Origin of the sequence: Oceanicella actignis, from assembly GCF_900111545.1 — a bacterium.
Lineage (GTDB): Bacteria > Pseudomonadota > Alphaproteobacteria > Rhodobacterales > Rhodobacteraceae > Oceanicella > Oceanicella actignis.
The window spans coordinates 186099-206795 of record NZ_FOHL01000001.1; the positions used below are offsets into that span (position 1 = coordinate 186099).

The window sequence follows — 20697 nt, forward strand, 5'->3', positions numbered from 1 at the left end:
CGGCGCCGCCCGGCCGACCGGAAACAGTGGAGCGCGCCCGGATGTCCGGCTTTGCGGAAAATCGCCGACCCGAACCGGCATCGGCGCCGTATGCGCCCCAATCCGACGAACTCGCCGCCCTGCGGGACGAGGTCGCCCGCCTGCGCGCCGAGCTGGACGCCTGCCCCGACCTGATTCTGGAGCTGGACGCCGAAGGCCGCTGCGCCGGCTGGCGCGGGCGCCCGCCCGCGCGCTGGCCGCTGCCGCCCGCCGCGCTGATGGGCGCGCGCATCGACGACGCGCTTGCGGCCCTCGCTCTCGACCCCGCCGAACCGGCCGCCGCCCTGGCCGAGCTGACCCGCGCGACCGCCGCGCTCGACGCCGCCGCGCCGCCCCCGCGCGCCATGCTGGGGCTGAAAGAGGGCGACTCGGAGGCCTGGTTCGAGCTCACGGCGATGCCCGTCGCCGCGCCCTCGGGCAAGACCGAGCTGCGGCTGCGCGTGCGCGACGTCACGACCGAGCGCCGGCGCGCCGAGCGCCTCGACTGGCTGGAACAGACGGCGCGGGAATCCCACCACCTGGTGGTGATGACCGACGCCGCGCAGCGCATCACCTGGGTCAACCCGGCCTTCGAGCGCCGCTCGGGCTATTCGCTGGAAGAAGCGCGCGGCAAGCGACCCTCCGAGCTTCTTCACTTCGACGGCACGGATCCGGCGGTCAAGGCCCGCATCCGCGCCGCCCTGGCCGCCGGCCGCCCTGCGCGCGAAGAGATCCGGAACCGCGCGAAGAACGGCGAAACCTACTGGATCGAGACGAACATCCTGCCGCGGCGCGGCCGGAACGGCGAGATCGTCGGCTATCTGGCGCTGCAAAGCGACATCACCGAGCGCAAGCTTCGCGAGGCCGAGCTGGAGCGCAGCCGCGCAAAGGCGCAGGCCGCCGCCGACCTTCTGCGCGACGCGATCGAGACGCTGCCGCACGCATTCCTCCTCACCGACGCCGAGGATCGGCTGGTGATGTGGAACAAGGCCTATGCCCGCATGAACTGCGGCGTGGCCGACCTGATCCGCCCCGGCGTCCCGCAAGAGGAGCTGGTCCGCGCGGCCATCGAACGCGGCCTGCTGGGCGGCCCCGACTCGGACCCCGAGCGCTTCGTGCGCAAGCTGCGCGAGCGCAACGCGCAGGACGAATACCGATCGGAAATCGAGCTGCTCGACGGAACCGTCCTGCGCATCTTCGAGCGGCGCGTCCCCGGCGGCGGCCGCGTCAGCCTGCGCATGGACGTGACCGAAACCGTCCGCGCCCAGCGCCGCCTGGCCCAGGTCATCGAGGGCGCGCGGGTCGGCACATGGCTGTGGGACATCCGCAGCGGCGAGAACATCATCAACGACCGCTGGGCCCAGATGCTGGGCTATCAGGTGGACGAGCTGCGCCCCGTCACCTTCGAGACCTGGCGCCGCCTGACCCACCCCGACGATCTGCACGCCGCCATGGCGCGCCTGCGCCGGTGCATCGACGGCGAGACCGACGCCTTCGAGGCGCAGTTCCGCATGCGCCACAAGGATGGCCGCTGGATCTGGATCGAAGCCCGCGGCCGCGTCCTGCAGCGCGAGGCCGACGGCAGCCCGCGGCTGATGTCGGGCGTGCACATGGACGTGACCGCGCGCAAGGAGGCGTTCGAGGCGCTGCGCTACCGCGAAGAGCTGCTCGAGGGCCTGGTCGAGCTCGCCACCGTCGGCATCATGCTTTACGACTACCACACCGGCCGCATCGAAGAGGCGAACCCCGCCCTGGCCGAAACCCTGGGCATCCCGCGCGAAAAGCTGCCCGGCATCCGTTATCGCGAGGTGTTCCTGCCCGACGGCCTGGCCGAGGCCGAGGCCAGGGCGCGCGCGCAGATGGCGGTGGGCGAACGTTTCGGACCCTTCGAGCTGACCGTGCGGCGCAGCGACGGCCAGGTGCGCAACGTTCTGGTCAACGGGGTGCTCGTTCAGGACGATCTCGGCCGCAAGCGCATCTGGAGCGTGGTCCAGGACATCACCGAAGACAAGATCCGCGAGGCCGAGCGCGAAGCCGCGCTCGAAGCCGCCAGCACCGCCCGCCGCCAGCTGCTCGAGGCCATCGAGGCGCTGCCCGACGCCTTCGCGCTCTACGACGCCGACGATCGGATGGTGCTGTGCAACGAGCGTTACAAGGAATACTACCCGCGCTCGGCCCATGCCATGGTTCCGGGCGCCAGCTTCGAGCAGATCCTGCGCGCGGGCCTTGCGGCGGGCGAATACGTCGCCGCTCTGGGCCACGAAGAGGAATGGCTGCGCGAACGCCTTGCGCAGCACGCCCGCTGCGAAGGCCCGATCGAACAGCGCCTGGCCGACGGGCGCTGGGTGCGCGTGCTGGAAAAGCGCACGGCCGAAGGCGGCTGGGTGGGCATGCGCATCGACGTCACCGCGCTCAAGGAAGCCGAGCAACGCCTGGCCGACATCATCGAGGGCGCGCAGGTCGGCACCTGGCAGCTCGACATGCGCAGCGGCCGCAACCCAGTCAACCGCCGCTGGGCCGAGATGCTGGGCTATTCGCTCGACGACCCGGACGCGGTGACCGCCGACGATTTCATGGCGCTGCTCCACCCCGACGACCGCGCCAAGATCGAGAAGGAGCATGCCGAGATCCTGGCTGGCAAGGACATGTTCGAGAACGAGGTGCGCCTGCGCCACCGCGACGGACATTACGTCTGGATCCTCAGCCGCGGCCGGGTGACGCTGCGGGCCCCGACGGGCGAGCCCCTGGTGACCTCGGGCGTGCATATCGACATCTCGGAGCAGAAGGCGCGCGAACAGGCGCTCGAGGCCGCCAAGGCCGAGCTGGAACGCGCCATGCGCGAGCGCGACGCGGCCGAGAAACGCTTTTACGACATCATCTCGGTCAGCGACGACTGGGTCTGGGAGCAGGACGAGAACCTGCGCTTCACCTTCCTGTCCGACAACGCCTCGCGCCAGGTCGTCAGCCAGGACGCCGCCGAGGTTCTGGGCAAGACGCGCGAGGAATATTTCGCCGACAGGCCCGAGGTTCTGGCCAGCGCCGACTGGCAGGCGCTTGCGCGCAAGCTCGAGCGCCGCGAGCCCTTCCGCAACTTCGTCTACATGGCGCCGCACCGGCCGGGCGGCGAAAGGCGCTGGATCCGCATCGGCGGCACGCCCGTCTTCGACGAGAACGGCGCCTTCAAGGGCTATCGCGGGCTGGGCTCGGACGTGACCGAGATCGTCGAGGCCGCCGAAAGGGCCGAGGAGGCCAACCGCGCCAAGTCGCTGTTCCTGGCGACGATGAGCCACGAGATCCGCACCCCCCTCAACGGCGTCCTGGGCATGGCCGAGCTGCTCGAGGAACGGATCGAGGATCCCGAAGGCCTCAGGATGATCGGCGCCATCCGCCAGTCGGGCGAGACGCTGCTCAACATCCTCAACGACCTGCTCGACATGTCGAAGATCGAGGCGGGCAAGCTGACGCTCGAGGCCGCGCCCTTCGCCCCCGCCGAGGCCGCGCGGCGCGTCGCGGACGTGCACGCCTTCAAGGCGGCGGAAAAGGGGCTGACGCTGCGCAGCCGCATCGATTCCCTGGCCGAGGCGCCGCGCCTGGGCGACCAGCACCGGGTCCAGCAGATCCTGCACAACCTGCTGAGCAATGCGGTCAAGTTCACCGAATCGGGCGAGATCGAGCTGCAGCTGCGCGTCAACCGGCGCGACGAAGTGGTGATCGACGTGCGCGACGACGGCATCGGCATGACGCGCGCGCAGCAGAAGAAGCTGTTCGAGGATTTCGCGCAGGCCGACAGCACCATCTCGCGCCGCTTCGGCGGAACCGGGCTGGGCATGGCCATCGTGCGCCGCCTGGTCGAGATGATGCAGGGGCGCATCCATGTGCGCAGCGCCCCGGGCAAGGGCACGCGGGTGACGGTGGCCCTGCCGCTGCCGCGGGCCGAGACGCCGCCGGCCGCGGGCGAAGCCGAGGCCGAGGCGCCCCCGATCCGCAACATGCGCGTGCTGGCGGCGGACGACACGCCCTCGAACCGGATGATCATGGAGGCGATGCTGCGCGGCATGGGCGTCGAGGCCGTTCTGGTCGAGAACGGCCTTCAGGCCGTCGAGGCCGCCCGCCGCGAACGCTTCGACGCGCTGCTGCTCGACATCTCGATGCCCGAAATGGACGGGATGGAGGCGCTCGATCGCATACGCCGCGACGAGGCCGAACGCGGCCTGCCCCCGACGCCCGCCGCGGCGATCACCGCGAACGCCATGACCCATCAGGTCGCCGAATATCTCGAGCGCGGCTTCGACCGCCACGTGCCCAAGCCCTTCCGGCGCGAGGATCTGCAGGCCGCGCTCGAGGCGCTGCGCCGCGTCGCCCCCGAGGGCTGAGCCCCTTGCGTTCAGAAAATCGTTGGCTTCGCCGAAGAAGCGTTTAGCTTGTGGGCCTTGAGCGCGGCGCAAAGACGCCGCCCGCAAACGGCCGCGCCCTGCGCGGCGCAACGATCGGGAGGTTCGCATGATCAGAAAAACCGCGCGCATCGCGCTTGCAGCCACGGCGCTTTGCGCCTTCGCAGCCGAGGCTTATGCCGTCGAATGGAACGTTTCGGTCTGGGGCAAGCGCCGCGCCTTCACCGAGCATGTCGAGAAGCTGGCCGAGCTGGTCGCGCAGAAGACGAATGGCGAGTTCACGCTCAACATCTCCTATGGCGGCCTGTCCAAGAACCGCGAGAATCTCGACGGCATCTCGATCGGCGCCTTCGAGATGGCGCAGTTCTGCGCCGGCTATCACCGCGACAAGAACCCGACCATCACCGTGCTGGAGCTGCCCTTCCTCGGCGTTTCGACGCTGGAGCAGGAGGTGGCCGTCAGCAACGCGGTCTACGCCCATCCGGCCGTGCAGAAGGACCTGGCGCGCTGGAACGCGAAGCTTCTGATGCCCTCGCCCATGCCGCAATACAACCTGGCCGGCGTCGGCGATGCGCCGACGGGGCTGGACAGCTTCAAGGGCATGCGCGTGCGCGCCACCGGCGGCATCGGCGAGGCGTTCCGCGCCGTGGGCGCCGTGCCCACCTCGGTGACCGCGACCGAGGCCTACAGCGCGCTCGAATCGGGCGTGGTGGACGCGGTCGCCTTCGCGCAGCACGCGCATCTGTCCTACGGCACCATCGACATTGCCAAGTGGTGGACCGAGAACCTGAACCCCGGCACCGTCAACTGCCCGGTGGTGGTCAACATCGACGCCTACGAGGCGCTGTCGCCCGAGCATCGCGCCGCGCTCGACAGCTCGATCGAACCGGCGATCCAGCACTATCTGGCCAATTACGGCAAGCTGCTGGACCGCTGGGAAGCCGTGCTCAAGGAAAAGGGCGTGCAGAAGGTGCGCCTGCCCGAGTCCGAACTGCAGGCTTTCCGCGACAAGGCCGCGGCGCCCATCCGCGACGCCTGGATCGCCCAGATGAGCGCGCAGGGCATCCCCGCGCAAGAGCTCTACGACCTGGTTCAGGAAACCCTGGCCAAGACGCGCTGAGCGCGGCGGGCAGGCCCGGCGCCGCGCCGACGGCGCCGGGCGACGAGAGGGCGAGACATGTCATCGCATTCGGTCCTTGAGGACGACTCCCTGCTCAGCCGCCTCGACCGCGCGTTGTTCAGGGTCGAGAGCGCGCTGAACCTTGCGGGCGGGCTGCTGATCCTGGCGGTCATGCTGCTTTCGGTGGCGAACATCCTGGGGCGCAAGCTGTTCGACGCGCCGATCTCGGGCTACATCGACTGGATGATCCAGGCGGTGCCGCTGATGGCGGTGCTCGGCATCGGCTATTGCCAGCGGCTGGGCGGGCATATCCGCATGGATTTCGTCATCGGCAAGCTTAACGGCCGCGCCGTCTGGGCGTTCGAGCTGCTGAGCACGCTGCTGATGCTGATCATCACCGCGGCGCTGATCTACGGAACCTGGGATCATGCCGAACGCGCGATCCGCCTGGGCGACTCGACGGTGGACATCAACCTGCCGATCTGGCCGACCAAGCTGGCCTTCCCGATCATGTTCGCGCTGCTGGCGGTGCGGCTGACGCTTCAGCTGTGGGCCTTCTGGCGCGCGTTGGCCGCGGGCGAGCTGACCCCCGTGGCGGTCCCCTTGATCGAGGACGCCGCCGCCCAGGCCAGGCACGAGGCCGAAACGGTTTCGGGGCTCGAGGACGACGCCCGCGGCGATGGAGGAGCGGCGCGATGACGACGATCGAGACATCGTTTCTTCTGGCGGGGCTGCTGATCCTTCTGGTGGTGATCGGCGTTCGCGTGGCCTTCGCGACCGCGCTGATCGGCTTCATCGGCCTGTTCACGGTCTTCGCCTTCGACAAGGGCCAGGGGTGGGAGCGCGGGCTGACCACGGCGGTGCGCATCGCCGGCCAGGTGCCGCATTCCAAGACCTCGACCCATGTGCTGGGGCTGATCCCGACCTTCATCCTCATCGGCTACCTGGCCTATTATGCGGGGCTGACCAAGGCGCTGTTCGAAGCGGCCAAGCGGTGGGTCGGCTGGCTGCCGGGCGGGCTGGGGGTGGCGACCGTCTTCGCCACGGCGGGCTTCGCGGCGGTTTCGGGGGCGTCGGTGGCGACCTCGGCGGTGTTCGCGCGCATCGCGATCCCCGAAATGCTGAAGCTGGGCTACGACAAGCGCTTCGCGGCCGGCGTGGTGGCGGCGGGCGGCACGCTGGCCTCGCTGATTCCGCCCTCGGCCATTCTGGTGATCTACGCGATCATCACCGAAAGCTCGGTCGGGCAGCTTCTGCTGGCGGGCTTCCTGCCGGGGGCGGTGTCGGCGGTGATCTATGGCGGGCTGGTGATCACCCTGGCCAAGACGCGCAAGCATCTGGGCCCGCCGGTGACGGGCTTCACCTGGGCCGAGCGGTTCCAGACGCTGCCGGGCGCCTTCCCGATCATGTTCGTGGTGGCGATCATCATCTTCTGCATCTACGGCGGATGGGGCACGCCCACCGAGGCGGGCGCGCTGGGCGCCTTCGTGGTGCTGGTGATGGCGCTCTGGCGCGGCATGCGCTGGTCGCAGCTGCGCGGCGCGCTGATGGAAAGCGCCAAGCTGACGGTGATGATCTTCACCATGATCTGGGGCGTGCTGATCTATGTGCGCTATCTGGGCTTCGCCGACCTGCCGGGCGCCTTCGCCTCGTGGGTGGCGGGGCTGGAGCAGCCCCCGATGCTGACCCTGCTGCTCATCCTCAGCGCCTATGTCGTGCTGGGCATGTTCATGGACGCGATCGGCATGCTGATCCTGACGCTGCCGGTGACGTTCCCGGCGGTCATCGCGCTCAATGGCGGGATGGGGGTGTCGGCGGCCGATTCGGCGCTGGGCATGACGGGCCCCGAATGCGCGGTGTGGTTCGGCATCATCGTGGTGAAGATGGCCGAGCTGTGCCTGATCACGCCGCCGATCGGGCTCAATTGCTTCGTGGTGGCGGGGGTGCGCCCCGACATTTCGGTGCAGGACGTGTTCCGCGGCGCCTCGCCCTTCTTCATCGCCGACGTTCTGACCGTGGCGGTGCTGATCGCCTTCCCGGGCATCGTCCTGTGGCTGCCCGCGCAGCTGGGCGGCTGATCCGCGGCGGGGCGAGGGCCGGCGATCAGCCGCCTTCGCCCCGCGAATTCTCCTTCACCCAGGCCAGGAAGCTGGGGCTGCCGCCGCAGACCTCGAGCGCCAGGATCGCCGGCTCTTCATAGCTGTGGTTGGTGCGGATGAGCGCGGACAGCGCATCGAGCGATTCCCGCGCGGTCTTGAGCAGGATGCGGAACTCGGTCTCCTCCTGCATCTCGCCCTGCCATCGATAGATGCTGCGCACCTCGTCGATGTTGGCGCAGGCGGCCAGCCCCCGCTCGACGCAAAGACGGGCGATTCGCTCGGCCTCGTCGCGCGACGAGGCGGTGGTTTCGACAAGAACGATCATGCGGCCCTCCGTTGCTGCGGCTTGCGCCAAGGCCCGTCACGCCGCGCGGGCCGAGGCATCGCGCCGATAGGACGAGAACGGCCATTGCGACGGGTCGGCGGCCAGGCCCGCGCGAACCGGTGCGCGCCAGCACGCCTCGATCTCTTCGCGCAAGGCCCGTCCGTCGGCAAGAGGGCGAATGACGGCGCCGCGCATCCAGACGCCGACATCCTTGCGCCGCAGCAGGATCGAGCGCCGCTTCTCTTCCGGCGGCAGAGCGCGCATGAAGCCGGCCTTGATCGCGCTCAGCCGCGCCTGCAGGTCGTGATCGGGGGCGCGGATCACCAGGCGCAGCTCGGCCGGAAGAACGACCGCGCCCAGAATCTGGAATGGACGCCGGCGCTTGACCGCGGCGCAGGCGGCGCGCAGGGCCGCGACCTCTCGCACCAGAAGGTCCGAGCGGCGATCGAGCAGACGCAGCGTGCAGGCGGCGTGCGCAGGAAGCGGCGCGGGGTCGGGGCATATGGCGAAGGGCGTGCTCATGCGGGCATCCTGGCGCCGAATCCGTTCACCAAAGGTTTCGCACGCTACGCCGTTGGGAAAAAATGCCTTGCCATGCCCTGCGATTCGGGGCACAAGGGCGCTGCGATCTATCTCTGACTGACTACGGTGACTGTCCTTCGACTGGTGCTGGCGTCTTGAGACTGACCAGCCACAGCCGCGGCATTCCGCGCGCGGCGACAATGCGAAGGATTGGCGACATGGCCACCGGCACCGTGAAATGGTTCAACTCCACCAAAGGCTTCGGCTTCATTCAGCCCGACGCGGGCGGCAACGACGTGTTCCTGCACGTCTCGGCGCTCGAGCGCGCGGGTCTGTCGGCCCCGGCCGACGGCCAGAAGATCGAGTATGAGCTCGAGCGCGGCCGCGACGGGCGTAGCTCGGCCGGCAGCGTCTCCTACCCCTGACCGGGCGGGCGGCGCGGCTTCAGGCCCGCAGCCCGAGAGAACTTGCGAAAGCCCTGCCGGCGACGGCGGGGCTTTTTCGCGTGCGCAAGACGCGCTTTCGCGCCGCCGAAGACTGCGTTAACCAAAGCGCGGCATCATTGGATCATTCCCGCGCGAAAGGGACACGCTCGCATGGCATTCGAACACCCCTTCTATTTCCTGCGCCACGGCCGCACCGAGTGGAACGCCAAGGGCGTGACTCAGGGCCAGCTGGACGTGAAGCTGGACGCGGTCGGCTATGCGCAGGCCATGCGGGCGGCCGAAGTGATGCGCGATCAGCCGGTCTCGCACATCGTGGCCAGCCCGCTGGCGCGCGCGCGCGAGACGGCCGAGATCCTCGCCGACGCCAAGGGCCTGAAGGTGATCCTCGACGACGGGCTGAAGGAATGTCACCTGGGCGAGCATCAGGGCAAGCCGCATGGCCCGTGGCTGATGGAGTATTGGCGCGGCGCCTATGCCCCGCCGGGGGGCGAGACCTTCGCCGAATTCGCAGCGCGCGCATGGGAGGCCATGAAGCGCGCCGTCGCGCGCGGCCCCAACACGCTGATCGTGGCGCATGGGGGGCTTTGGCTGGCGGCGCAGACGCGCGTGAAGGTCGATCCGCCCCTGCGCCGCGTGCCCAACGCGCTGCCCTTGCGGGTCATGCCCGCCGCCGACGTCTGGCGGCACCGCGCGCTGGACAAGCAGCGCGCGGCCGAGCTTCTGGACGACGCCGGGGCGCCGCCCGTCTGAGGGTCAGCCGACGGCCGCGGCCGGCTCGGGCGTGACGCGGCAGGCGGCGAACTTGAACTCGGGGATCTTGCCGAAGGGGTCGAGCTTGGGGTTGGTCAGGATGTTGGCCGCCGCCTCGACATAGGCGAAGGGCATGAAGACCATGTCCTCGGCCACCGCGCGATCGGCGCGGGCCATGATGCGGATCGCCCCGCGCCGCGTCTCGATGCGCAGCATGTCGCCCGGCTTCGCGCCCAGCCGCGCCAGCGTGCGCGGATGCAGCGAGGCGTTCGCCTCGGGCTCGATCGCGTCGAGCGCCCGCGAGCGGCGGGTCATCGACCCGGTGTGCCAGTGCTCGAGCTGGCGGCCCGTGGTCAGGATCAGCGGGTATTCGTCGTCGGGCGTCTCGGCCGGCGGCGTGACCTTCGCGGGGGTGAAGCGCGCACGTCCCTCGGGGCGCGGGAAGCCGTTGCCGAAGACGATCGCCTGTCCGGGATCGTCGGGCGAGAGCGAGGGGTAGGTGACGGCCTCGCGCTCGAGCCGCTCCCAGGTGATGTTGTCCAGCGACTTCATCCCGCGCTTCATCTCGGCGAACACGTCGCGCGGATGCGCGTAGCGCCAGTCCAGACCCAGCCGGTTGGCCAGGTCGACGATGATCCGCCAGTCCTCGCGCGCCTCGCCGGGCGGGGGCACGGCGGGGCGGCCCATCTGCACCTGGCGGTTGGTGTTGGTGACGGTGCCGGTCTTTTCGGGCCAGGCGGCGGCGGGCAGGATGACGTCGGCGTAGTTGGCGGTCTCGGTCAGGAAGATGTCCTGCACCACCAGATGCTCCAGCCGGGCCAGCGCGGCGCGCGCATGGGACAGGTCCGGGTCGGACATGGCCGGGTTCTCGCCCAGGATGTACATGCCGCGGATCGCGCCGTCATGAATGGCGTCCATGATCTCGACCACGGTCAGCCCCTTTTCCGCCGACCAGTCGCCCGAGCCCCAGATCTCGGCGAAGGCCGAGCGCACGCCGTCGTCGGTCACGCTCTGATAGTCGGGCAGGAACATCGGGATCAGCCCGGCGTCCGAGGCGCCCTGCACGTTGTTCTGCCCGCGCAGCGGGTGCAGCCCGGTTCCGGGCCGGCCCACATGCCCGCACATCAGCGCCAGCGAGATCAGGCAGCGCGAGTTGTCGGTGCCGTGCACATGCTGGCTGACGCCCATGCCCCAGAAGATCATGCCCGCGCGCGCCCCGGCGAAGGCGCGCGCAACCTCGCGCAGGGTCTGCGCGTCGATCCCGCACAGATCGGCCATCTTCTCGGGCGGGAAGGCGCGCAGATGGGCCTTCATCTCGTCCCAGTTCTCGGTGAAGCGGGCGATGAACTCGGCGTCGTAAAGCTCTTCCTCCACGATGACGTGCATGATGGCGTTCAGCATGGCCACGTCCGAGCCGGGCCGGAACTGGAGCATCTTCCACGCATGGCGGCGCAGGCCGACGCCGCGCGGGTCCATCACGATCAGCTTGCCGCCGCGCTTGGCGAAGCGCTTGAACCAGGTGGCGGCGACGGGGTGGTTCTCGACCGGGTTGGCGCCGATGACGATGGCGACGTCGGCGTTCTCGATCTCGTTGAAGGTGGCGGTGACCGCGCCCGAGCCGACGTTCTCGAGCAGGGCGGCCACGGACGAGGCGTGGCACAGCCGCGTGCAGTGATCGACGTTGTTGTGGCCGAAGCCCTGCCGGATCAGCTTCTGGAACAGATACGCCTCTTCGTTCGAGCATTTGGCCGAGCCGAAGCCCGCCACCGCGCGCCCGCCATGCGCCTCGCGCAGGCGCGCGAGGCCGGCGGCGGCGACGTCGAGCGCCTCGTCCCAGCTGGCCTCGCGGAAATGGGTCCAGGGATTGGCCGGGTCCACGTTCAGCCCCTTGGGCGGCGCGTCCGGGCGGCGGATCAGCGGGCGGGTCAGGCGGTGCGGATGCGCGACGTAGTCGAAGCCGAAGCGCCCCTTCACGCACAGCCGGTTGCGGTTGGCGGGGCCGTCGGCGCCCTCGACCCAGACGATGCGGTCGTCGCGCACCTTGAAGGTCAGCTGGCAACCGACGCCGCAATAGGGGCAGACCGAGGTCACCTCGCGGTCGCATGCGCCAAGATCGCCGCGCCCGGCCTCGTCCAGCGCCGCGGCCGGGGCCAGCGCGCCGGTCGGACAGGCCTGCACGCACTCGCCGCAGGCGACGCAGGTGCTGTCGCCCATGGGATCGTCGAAATCGAACGCGATCTTCGCCTCGGGGCCGCGGCCGGCCATGCCGATGACGTCGTTGACCTGCACCTCGCGGCAGGCGCGCACGCACAGATTGCAGTGGATGCAGGCCTGAAGGTTGACGCGCATGGCCACGTGGCTGGCGTCCGGGCGCGGGGCGTGAGCGGCCTCGCGGGTCGGGAAGCGGCTTTGACGCACGCCCAGCCCCTCGGCCACGCGGCGCAGATGCGACGAGCGGTCGGGGGCCTGATCCTCGGCGGGCTGGTCGGCCATGAGCAGCTCGAGCACCGTGCGCCGCGCGGCGCGCGCGCGGGCGCTGTCGGTGCGCACCACCATGCCCGGCGTCGGCGTGCGGATGCACGAGGCGGCCAGCGTGCGCTCGCCCTCGATCTCGACCATGCAGGCGCGGCAATTGCCGTCGGGGCGGTAGCCGGGGGCGGGCTTGTGGCACAGATGAGGAATGACCAGGCCGCGGCCATGGGCCGCTTCCCAGATCGTCTGCCCGGGCCGCGCCTCGACCTCGGCGCCGTCGAGAATGAACCTGATCGTTTCGGTCATCGTCCGCTTCGCGCTCCGCTTCGCACCTGTCGCCGGGGCCGAGTATGCACCCGCGCGCGCCCCTCGGACGACCGGAAATCGACGCGGCGGGGCGGTTTCGCGCCATGGCGCGCCGAACATGCGCCGCGTTGCGCCCGCGCGCGCCGCAAGGCATTGTGCGGGCCGGAGGAGCCGTCGGGGGCAGGCGAAGGGGCGCGCGGTGAAGCTGATCATTCAGATCCCATGCTACAACGAGGCCGAGCAGCTGCCCGCGACGCTGGCCGAGCTTCCGCGCGACGTGCCGGGATTCTCGTGTGTGGAATGGCTGGTGATCGACGACGGGTCCGAGGACGGCACGGCCGAGGTCGCGCGCGCCTGCGGCGTGGACCATGTGGTGCGGCTGCCGCGCAACCGCGGCCTGGCGGCCGGCTTCATGGCGGGACTCGAGGCGGCGCTGCGCGCCGGCGCCGACGTCATCGTCAACACCGACGCCGACAACCAGTATGACGCCGCCTGCATTCCCGACCTGACGGCGCCCATCCTGCGCGGCGAGGCGCAGATGGTCGTGGGCCGCCGCCCGATCGCCGAGATCGCGCATTTCTCGCCGCTCAAGAAGCTGCTTCAGCGGCTGGGCAGCTGGGCGGTCCAGATCGCCGCCGGAATCGAGGCGCCCGACGCCCCCTCGGGGTTTCGCGCCATTCACCGCGACGCGGCGGTGCGGCTTTACGTGTTCAATCGCCACACCTACACGCTCGAGACGCTGATCCAGGCGGGGCGGCTGGGCATTCCCGTCGCCTGGGTTCCGATCCGCACCAACCCGCCCACGCGCCCCTCGCGGCTCATCCGTTCTGTGGCCGGGTATGTGTGGCGCTCGGCGGCGGTGATCGTGCGCGTGTTCGCGCTCTACAACCCGCTGCGTTTCTTCGGCGCGCTGGCGGCGCTGTTCCTTGCGCCGGGGGTCTGGGCCTTCGGGCGCTTCGCGTGGTTCTGGGCGGCGGGCGACGGCGCGGGCCACGTGCAGTCGCTGGCGATCGGCTCGGGGTTGATGGCGGTGGGCGGCGCGCTGGCCGTGGGCGGGCTGCTGGCCGACATGGCGGCCGCCAACCGCACCCTGCTGGCCGAGCTGCGCAGCCGCCAGCTTCTGGCCGAGCTGCCCTGCACAGAGCGCCGGAATTGACGCAAGTCAAGTCGCGACGCTTTCGCATGTGACAGATTGCATCCGCAACGATCAGGAGAGGGCGGATGCAGTTCGAGACATTCTTTCCCTGGCGGCTGGCCCGCATGGCCGAGGCGGTCAGCCATGCCATGGCGCAGATCTATGCCGGCCGCTTCCAGCTGACGCGGGACGAGTGGCGCGTTCTGGCCGCCGCCGCCGAGGCCCCCGAGATGGAGACGCGCGAGGTCGCGCGCCGCGTCGCCATGGACAAGGTGTCGATGAGCCGCGCGGCGTCGCGGCTCGAGGATCGCGGCCTCATCACCCGGCGCGAATCGCCGCATGACCGGCGCATCAAGCTCATCCGCCTGACGCCCGAGGGGCGCGCGATCCAGAGCGAGGTCGGCCGCATCGTGGGCGAACGCGCCGCCTATCTGATGGAGGGGCTGGCGCCGGCCGAGCGCGAGGCGCTCGACGCGGCCATCGGCAAGCTCGAGCGCCGCGCCCTGGTCTTCGACGAGCCGCAGAACCAGGGCAAGTGCCGCCCCGGCTGCGCCTGCCAGTGCGAGAGCCACTACGCCCGCGCGCTGGAGCTGGCCATGGCGGTCTGACGGGCCGTCAGATCAGCCCCTCATAGGCGCCGCGGGGAATGCGCGCGGCGATGAGGGAGAAGCCCGCATCGGCGTCCAGCGCCCCGGCATAGGCCGCGGCCAGCGAATCGGCGTCGCCGACCTCGACCCCGCGTCCGCCCAGGGCGCGGGCGGCGGCGGCATAGTCGCTGCGCCCGAAGGCGACGCCGGCCTCGGGGCGGCCGTCGGCGCGTTGCTTGAGCTCGATCAGCGACAGCGAGTCATCGGCCAGCACGACCGCGGTCAGCGGCAGGCCGAGATCGCGCCAGGTGGCCAGCTCGCCCAGCGTCATGTCGAGGCATCCGTCGCCCAGCACCGCCACGACCCGCGCGCCCGCCCGGCCCAGCGCCGCCCCCGCCGCCAGCGGCAGCGCGCAGCCCATGGTGCAAAGCCCCGTCGATTGCAGCAGCCGCCCCGGCGCGGCGCAGCGCCACATCTGGCTGAGCAGGATGCGGTGCGCGCCGGTGTCCACGGTCACCACGGCGTCGGGCGGCGTGAGCCGCGCCAGCGTAGCGATCGCCTGCCCCGGTCCCCAGGCGTCGGGCGGCGCGAAGGCGCGCGCCAGCGCCTTGCGCAGCGCGGCCGGCTCGCCCTCGGGCCAGAGCGCTGCGGGCTCGGCCCCCTCGGCCAGCGCGGCCAGCCCGGCGGCGACGCCGCAGACCCAGGCGCGGCGGGCATGGTGCATGTGGTGGACGGGAGGCGCGGCGGCGAACTCGACCGCGCGCGCCGGATCCCACGGATCGCGCCAGCCGGCGCGCATCTCGATCGGATCGTAGCCCGCGCAGACGATCATGTCGGCCTTGCGCAGAAAAGGCAGAATCAGCGCGTCCGAGCGCGGCGACAGCCCGTGCCCGCCAAGGCTCAGCGGGTGGTCCTCGGGCAGCGCGCCCTTGGCCTTGTAGGTGGTCGCGACCGGCACGCCGAAGCGCTCGGCGAAGGCGCGCACCGCTTCGGGCGCGCCCGGCTCGGCCAGAACGTCGAGCCCCGCGATCAGCACCGGGCGGCGCGCGGCGCGGAACATGGCGCGGGCCTCGTCCAGCGCGGGACCGGGCGCGGGCGCCGCCGGGCCAAGGCGCGCGCGCGGGGGCGGCGGGGCGGCGCGCTCGGGCGCGGCGGCGACGCTTGTGGGCACGTCGACATGCACCGGGCCCGGGCGCGGATCGGCGGCCAGCCGAACGGCCTTGTCGATCATCGCGCCGCAGGCGCCGGGGCGGGCCTCGAAGCTGGCCTTGACCAGCGGACGCAGCACCGCCTGGTGGTCGAAGACCTGGTGGGGGAAGGTCAGGGCCTCGTCCTCGGGAATGCGCCCGGTCAGGACGATCAGCGGCACGCGATCCTGCGCGGCGTTGGCCACGACGTTGACCGCATTCGCCACGCCCGGCCCCACCGTCGCGACCAGCACCCCCGGCGCGCCGGTCATGCGGTGCACGCCCTCGGCCATGAAGCCGGCGGCGTTCTCGTGCCGCGCCAGGTGGAAGCGGATGCCCGCGCGCTCGAGCGCCTCGATCAACGCCAGCACCTCGCCGCCGGGAATGCCGAAGGCGTGGCGCACGCCCTCGTCATGCAGGCGGCGGGCGATGACGTCGGCGCAGCTGGGCGGATGCGACGATGCGGGCATGGCGGGCGGCTCCTTGCGATGCGGCGGCGCGGGATGCGCGCGAGCGCCGCCATCCTCGCTTGCGGGCGCGCGCGCGGCGAGGGGCCCGCGGCGACGCGCGCGCGATCGTGAAGATCGTGAACGCGGCCCGGCGCGCCCGACCGAGGCCAGGCGTCCGGCCGTCGCGGCGGACCGGGACGATCGGCGGGACGATCGGCGGGGCGATCGGCGGGGCGGATCGGCGCGGCGGGCGAAGGGCGCAATCGCCGACCGCGGGCCGACCTTGCGCCAGCGCCGGGTCGCCCCCGATCCGCGCGCCAGGACCCGGCGCCGCGCGGTTCAGCCCGCGCGCGCGCGCCGCGCGGCGGCCAGGGTCGCGGCATAGGCGGCCAGCTCGTCCAGCCGGGCGCGGGCGGCGGCCGCGTCGCGCGCCTCGAGCGCGTCGGCCATGCCCTCGTGCAGCGCGGCCACCGCCTTGCGGTCGCGCAGCCTGTAGGTCAGCATGTTCATCAGCGGCTGCATGGCCTCGACCGCGCCGCAGATCTGCATCGCCAGCATCGGATTGCCCGCCGCCTCGGCCACCGCGCAGTGAAAGCGCACGTCCGAGGCGCAGAACGCCTCGTCGTCGATCTCGGGGTCGCGCTGGGCGGCGACCTCGACGCGCATGGCGGCCAGATGCTCGTCCTCGCGCCGCTTGGCGGCCAGGGGCAGGCATGCGGCCTCGAGCGCGAAGCGCGCCTCGGCCGCCGATTCGAAGTCGATCTCGTTCATGCCGATCATCAGGCGCGAGACGGTGACGATGGTCTCCTGCGCCTCGTCGCGGCTGAGCCGGTTGACGAAGGCGCCCCCCGCCGGGCCGCGGCGCGTGCGGATCAGGTTCTGCGCCGCCAGGCGCTTGAGCGCCTCGCGCACCGTCGCGCGCGAGACGCCGAAACGCTCGGCCAGCTCGGTCTCGCCGGGCAGGCGCTCGTCCACCATCAGGCGGCCTTCGACGATGGCCTCGCGGATCGCGTCGGCGATCTGGACGCCGAGCCCCTCGCGAGTCAGGGGCTGATATTCGATGCTCATGCCGGGCTCCGCGCAGTTTGGGGGCAGGATAGAAGCGGGCGCCGGCGCGGTCAAATCCGCCATTTTTTCATTTGTCAGACATTTGCCGTTGACAGCGCCCGCCCCCGCGCGGAACCTTCGGCCGAGGACAAGGCGCGGACGAGGGCGAGGCATGAGCGCGGGCGAACATCCGGCAAGGGCCGAACGGCGCTGGGGCGCGGCGCCCGGCTGGATCGGCTTCTACGCGCTGACGCTGGCGGCATGGGCGGCGGCGGCGCTGATGGACCCGGCGCTGAACCCGCCCGAGGGGCCGGCGGCGCTTGGCCTCGACTGGTGGCGCGACCTTTGCGCGGCGGGCGCGCGCGACGCGCGGCCCTGGGCGCTTGTCGCCATGTGGGCGGCGATGTCGGCGGCGATGATGGCGCCCACCGCCCTGCCCGCCCTGCGCGCCTTTCGCGACCTGACGCGCGCCGGCGCGGGGGGCGAGCGCGACTTCTTCGCGCTGCTGGGCGGGTATCTTGCGGTCTGGCTGGGCTTTTCGGCCCTGGCGGCGCTGGCGCAGGCCAGGCTGTCGGCCTTGGGCGCGATCGACGCCGAGGGCCGCGCGACGGCGCTGTGGCTGAACGCGGCGCTTCTGGCGCTGGCGGGGCTTTACCAGTTCAGCCGGCTCAAGCAGGCGTGCCTGAGCAAGTGCCGCGCGCCGCTGACCTTCTTCATGGAGCGCTGGCGCCCCGGCCCGCTCGCGGCCGCGCGCATGGGCGTCGAGCTGGGCGCGGTCTGCCTCGGCTGCTGCTGGGCGCTGATGCTGCTGGCCTTCGTCGGCGGAACCATGAACATCGCGTGGATGGCGGCGGGGACCGCCCTCATGACGCTCGAGAAACTGCCCGAGCTGGGACGTCCGCTGACGCGCCCGCTGGGGTTCGCGCTGATCGGCGCCGCGGCCGCGACGGCCGCCGGCGCGCTTGCCTAGGGAGGGGCCCGATGGACGACTGGAAGATCGAGGGGGAGCTGATCCTCAACTGCAACTGCACGGTGTTCTGCCCGTGCGTGGTGAGCCTGGGCAAGCATCCGCCCACCGAGGGCTACTGCCAGGCCTGGATGGGCGTGCGCATCGACAAGGGCCATTTCAACGGCGTCGACCTGTCGGGGCTGAACATCGGCATGCTGCTGGACATCCCCGGCCTGATGGCGCGCGGCAACTGGAAGGCCGCCGCCTATATCGACGAGCGCGCCTCGGACGAGGCCTTCGACGCCCTGGTCAGGATCTTCTCGGGGCAGGCGCGCGGCACGACGGGGCTGTTCTCGGTCCTGGTGGGCGAGTTCCTGGGCGCCGAGCGCCAGCCCGTGACCTACGAGACCGAGGGCAAGACGCGCCGCCTGACCGTGGGCCGCAAGGTCAAGGGCGCGGTCACGCCGATCGAGGGCGCCGAGCCGGGCGAGGAGGTCAAGGTCGTCAACACCGGCTACTGGATGGGCCCGGACGTGACCATCGCAAAGGCCGATCAGGGCCGCGTGCGCGACCGCGGCCGGGTGTGGGATTTCGACGGCCGCTCGGCCGAGATCTGCCAGATCCGCTGGGGCTCGGCCTGACAGGGCCGGCCGCGGCGGGCGCCGCCCGCCGCAAGCGCGGCGCGGGGCGGCGGGCGCCCCGCGCAGAACCACGCCAGGAGCAGCCGCCATGGCCGAGCTTTCGATTTCGCGCCGCACGCGCCGCACGCCCTTCACCGACCGCGTGATCGCCGCCGGGGTCAAGGGCTGGACCGTCTACAACCACATGCTGCTGCCGACCCATTTCGGCGACGTCGCCGCCGAGTGCCGCCACCTCAAGACCGCGGTGCAGGTGTGGGACGTGGCCTGCGAGCGGCAGGTCGAGGTGCGCGGTCCCGACGCCGCGCGCCTTGTGCAGATGCTGACCCCGCGCGATCTGCGCGGCGTGCATCCGGGCCGATGCCTCTACACCCCGATGGTGGACGAGACCGGCGGGATGCTCAACGACCCCGTCACGCTCAAGCTGGCCGAGGACCGGTGGTGGATCTCGATCGCCGACAGCGACCTCTTGCTGTGGGTCAAGGGCCTGGCCTACGGCTTCCGGCTCGAGGTGGACGTGACCGAGCCCGACGTCTCGCCGCTGGCGGTGCAGGGCCCGCTGGCCGAGACGCTGATGGCGCGGGTGTTCGGCGAGCGCGTGCGCGACATCCGCTTCTTCCGCTTCGACCTGTTCGATTTCCGGGGGCGCGAGCTGGTGATCGCCCGCTCGGGCTATTCCAAGCAGGGCGGGTTCGAGATCTATGTCGACGGCGCCGACATCGGCCCCGCGCTGTGGGACGCGCTGTTCGCGGCCGGGGCGGACCTGGACGTGCGCGCGGGCTGCCCGAACCTGATCGAGCGCATCGAGTCGGGCCTGCTGAGCTACGGCAACGACATGACGCGCGAGAACACGCCGCATGAATGCGGCCTGGGCCGGTTTTGCGACACGGCCACGGCCATCGGCTGCGTGGGGCGCGACGCGCTGCTGCGCGTGGCCTCCGAGGGGCCGGTGCGCCAGATCCGCAGCCTGGCCATATCGGGCCCGCCGCTGGCGCCCTGCGCGGACGTGTGGCCCGTGCATGCGGGCGGGCGCGCGGTCGGGCGGGTGACGTCCTGCGCCTGGTCGCCCGATTTCGAGACCAACGTGGCCATCGGCATGATCCGCATGACCCATTGGGACGATGGAACCGAGGTGACGGTCGAAACGCCCGAAGGCGCGCGCCGCGCCACGGTTCGCGAACGCCCCTTCAACTGAACGACGCACGCCGCGGGGCCCGCGCCCCGCGCCAATGGAAACGACGCACAAAGGAGACTGCGCATGACCTTCAAGGCGCTCATCGTGGAGAAGGACAACGAGGGCAAGACCCGCGCCTCGGTTCAGGAGATCGACGAATCGCGTCTGCCCGAGGGCGACGTGACCGTGGCGGTCGAGTACTCGACCCTCAACTACAAGGACGGTCTGTGCCTGACCACGGGCGGCGGGCTGGTCAAGACCTATCCGCATGTGCCGGGCATCGACTTCGCCGGCACGGTCGAGTCTTCGTCCGATCCGCGCTGGAAGCCCGGCGACAAGGTGGTGCTGACCGGCTGGCGCGTGGGCGAGATCTGGTGGGGCGGCTATGCCCAGAAGGCGCGCGTGAAGGGCGACTGGCTCGTGCCGCTGCCCGAGGGGCTGACCACGCGGCAGGCCATGGCCGTGGGCACGGCGGGGCTGACCTCGATGCTGGCGGTGATGGCGCTCGAGGATCACGGGCTCAAGCCCGGCGCCGGCCCGGTGCTGGTCACGGGGGCCGCCGGGGGCGTGGGATCGGTGGCGGTGGCGCTGCTGGCGGCGCTGGGGCACGAGGTGGCGGCGGTCACCGGCCGTCCCGAAGCCGAGGCGTATCTGCGCGGGCTGGGCGCCTCGCGGATCGTGCCGCGCGCCGAGCTGTCCGAGCCGGTCAAGCGCCCGCTCGAATCCGAGACCTGGGCGGGCTGCGTCGACGCGGTGGGCGGCGTCATGCTGGCGCGCGTGCTGGGGCAGCTGAAATACGGCGCCTCGGCGGCGGCGGTGGGCCTTGCGGGGGGCGCGCAGCTCAACACCACCGTCATTCCGTTCCTGCTGCGCGGGGTGAACCTCTTGGGCATCGACAGCGTGATGCAGCCCTACGAGAACCGCGTGCGCGCCTGGAACCGGATCGCCCGCGACCTGCCCATGGACAAGCTCGAGGCCATGGTCCAGCCCGCGACGCTGGCCGATCTGCCCGCGCTGGGGCAGGCCATCCTGAAAGGCCAGGTCAAGGGCCGCGTCGTCGTCGACGTCAACGCCTGACCGCC

At 71.3% G+C, this 20697-nt stretch carries 17 protein-coding genes; 12 read left to right on the forward strand and 5 right to left on the reverse strand.

What is annotated here, in order from left to right; genetic code table 11:
• Positions 1 to 41: 41 nt before the first annotated feature.
• From BMW67_RS00875 to BMW67_RS00890, 4 genes are all read left to right on the forward strand, one after another.
• Positions 42 to 4391: a PAS domain S-box protein gene (locus BMW67_RS00875; RefSeq protein ID WP_072746757.1), complete on the forward strand. Its 4350-nt coding sequence runs from the start codon at positions 42 to 44 to the stop codon at positions 4389 to 4391.
• A 127-nt stretch (positions 4392 to 4518) separates the two neighbouring features.
• Complete coding sequence (locus tag BMW67_RS00880) at positions 4519 to 5529, forward strand: C4-dicarboxylate TRAP transporter substrate-binding protein (RefSeq protein ID WP_072746758.1); 1011 nt, start codon at positions 4519 to 4521, stop codon at positions 5527 to 5529.
• A 57-nt stretch (positions 5530 to 5586) separates the two neighbouring features.
• Positions 5587 to 6228, forward strand: coding sequence for a TRAP transporter small permease subunit (locus BMW67_RS00885; RefSeq protein WP_072746759.1), 642 nt, complete (start codon positions 5587 to 5589; stop codon positions 6226 to 6228).
• Positions 6225 to 7607, forward strand: a complete 1383-nt coding sequence (locus BMW67_RS00890) for a TRAP transporter large permease (protein ID WP_072746760.1) — start codon at positions 6225 to 6227, stop codon at positions 7605 to 7607. The genes BMW67_RS00885 and BMW67_RS00890 overlap by 4 nt, the downstream gene beginning before the upstream one ends.
• 25 nt (positions 7608 to 7632) lie before the next feature.
• Here the strand turns inward: BMW67_RS00890 and cutA are convergent, their stop codons facing one another.
• Together cutA and BMW67_RS00900 are read right to left on the reverse strand one after the other, a co-directional pair.
• A complete protein-coding gene (gene cutA, locus BMW67_RS00895) occupies positions 7633 to 7953 on the reverse strand; it encodes a divalent-cation tolerance protein CutA (protein WP_072746761.1) in 321 nt (106 codons plus the stop codon).
• A gap of 36 nt (positions 7954 to 7989) precedes the next feature.
• On the reverse strand, positions 7990 to 8475 hold the full coding sequence (locus BMW67_RS00900) for a hypothetical protein (protein WP_072746762.1): 486 nt from the start codon (positions 8473 to 8475) through the stop codon (positions 7990 to 7992).
• Between the two features lie 218 nt (positions 8476 to 8693).
• Here BMW67_RS00900 and BMW67_RS00905 point away from each other — a divergent pair, with 218 nt between their 5' ends.
• Both BMW67_RS00905 and BMW67_RS00910 read left to right on the forward strand, forming a co-directional pair.
• Positions 8694 to 8900, forward strand: coding sequence for a cold-shock protein (locus tag BMW67_RS00905; RefSeq protein WP_072746763.1), 207 nt, complete (start codon positions 8694 to 8696; stop codon positions 8898 to 8900).
• Between the two features lie 171 nt (positions 8901 to 9071).
• The gene (locus tag BMW67_RS00910; RefSeq protein WP_072746764.1) at positions 9072 to 9671 is read left to right on the forward strand and encodes a histidine phosphatase family protein; all 600 of its coding nucleotides are present in this window, start codon (positions 9072 to 9074) and stop codon (positions 9669 to 9671) included.
• A gap of 3 nt (positions 9672 to 9674) precedes the next feature.
• On the opposite strand, the gene fdhF is transcribed toward BMW67_RS00910, so the two are convergent.
• Positions 9675 to 12449 carry a formate dehydrogenase subunit alpha gene (fdhF, locus tag BMW67_RS00915; RefSeq protein ID WP_072746765.1) on the reverse strand — a complete coding sequence of 925 codons (2775 nt, stop codon included), beginning with the start codon at positions 12447 to 12449 and terminating at the stop codon, positions 9675 to 9677.
• Between the two features lie 199 nt (positions 12450 to 12648).
• Between fdhF and BMW67_RS00920 the strand changes: the two genes are divergently transcribed.
• On the forward strand, positions 12649 to 13605 hold the full coding sequence (locus BMW67_RS00920) for a glycosyltransferase family 2 protein (RefSeq protein WP_072746766.1): 957 nt from the start codon (positions 12649 to 12651) through the stop codon (positions 13603 to 13605).
• A gap of 65 nt (positions 13606 to 13670) precedes the next feature.
• Entirely contained in the window at positions 13671 to 14192 is a 522-nt protein-coding gene (locus BMW67_RS00925; protein ID WP_072746767.1) for a MarR family winged helix-turn-helix transcriptional regulator, read from the forward strand.
• A gap of 7 nt (positions 14193 to 14199) precedes the next feature.
• On the opposite strand, the gene BMW67_RS00930 is transcribed toward BMW67_RS00925, so the two are convergent.
• Both BMW67_RS00930 and BMW67_RS00935 read right to left on the reverse strand, forming a co-directional pair.
• Positions 14200 to 15828, reverse strand: coding sequence for a thiamine pyrophosphate-binding protein (locus tag BMW67_RS00930; RefSeq protein ID WP_072746768.1), 1629 nt, complete (start codon positions 15826 to 15828; stop codon positions 14200 to 14202).
• 318 nt (positions 15829 to 16146) lie between these two features.
• Positions 16147 to 16875 carry a FadR/GntR family transcriptional regulator gene (locus BMW67_RS00935; protein ID WP_072746769.1) on the reverse strand — a complete coding sequence of 243 codons (729 nt, stop codon included), beginning with the start codon at positions 16873 to 16875 and terminating at the stop codon, positions 16147 to 16149.
• 151 nt (positions 16876 to 17026) lie between these two features.
• Here BMW67_RS00935 and BMW67_RS00940 point away from each other — a divergent pair, with 151 nt between their 5' ends.
• From BMW67_RS00940 to BMW67_RS00955, 4 genes are all read left to right on the forward strand, one after another.
• Complete coding sequence (locus tag BMW67_RS00940) at positions 17027 to 17824, forward strand: DUF2182 domain-containing protein (protein WP_072746770.1); 798 nt, start codon at positions 17027 to 17029, stop codon at positions 17822 to 17824.
• An 11-nt stretch (positions 17825 to 17835) separates the two neighbouring features.
• Complete coding sequence (locus BMW67_RS00945; RefSeq protein WP_072746771.1) at positions 17836 to 18444, forward strand: DUF1326 domain-containing protein; 609 nt, start codon at positions 17836 to 17838, stop codon at positions 18442 to 18444.
• 88 nt (positions 18445 to 18532) lie between these two features.
• Positions 18533 to 19636 carry a dimethylsulfoniopropionate demethylase gene (locus tag BMW67_RS00950; RefSeq protein ID WP_072746772.1) on the forward strand — a complete coding sequence of 368 codons (1104 nt, stop codon included), beginning with the start codon at positions 18533 to 18535 and terminating at the stop codon, positions 19634 to 19636.
• 63 nt (positions 19637 to 19699) lie between these two features.
• Positions 19700 to 20692: an MDR family oxidoreductase gene (locus BMW67_RS00955; RefSeq protein ID WP_072746773.1), complete on the forward strand. Its 993-nt coding sequence runs from the start codon at positions 19700 to 19702 to the stop codon at positions 20690 to 20692.
• Positions 20693 to 20697 lie beyond the last annotated feature (5 nt).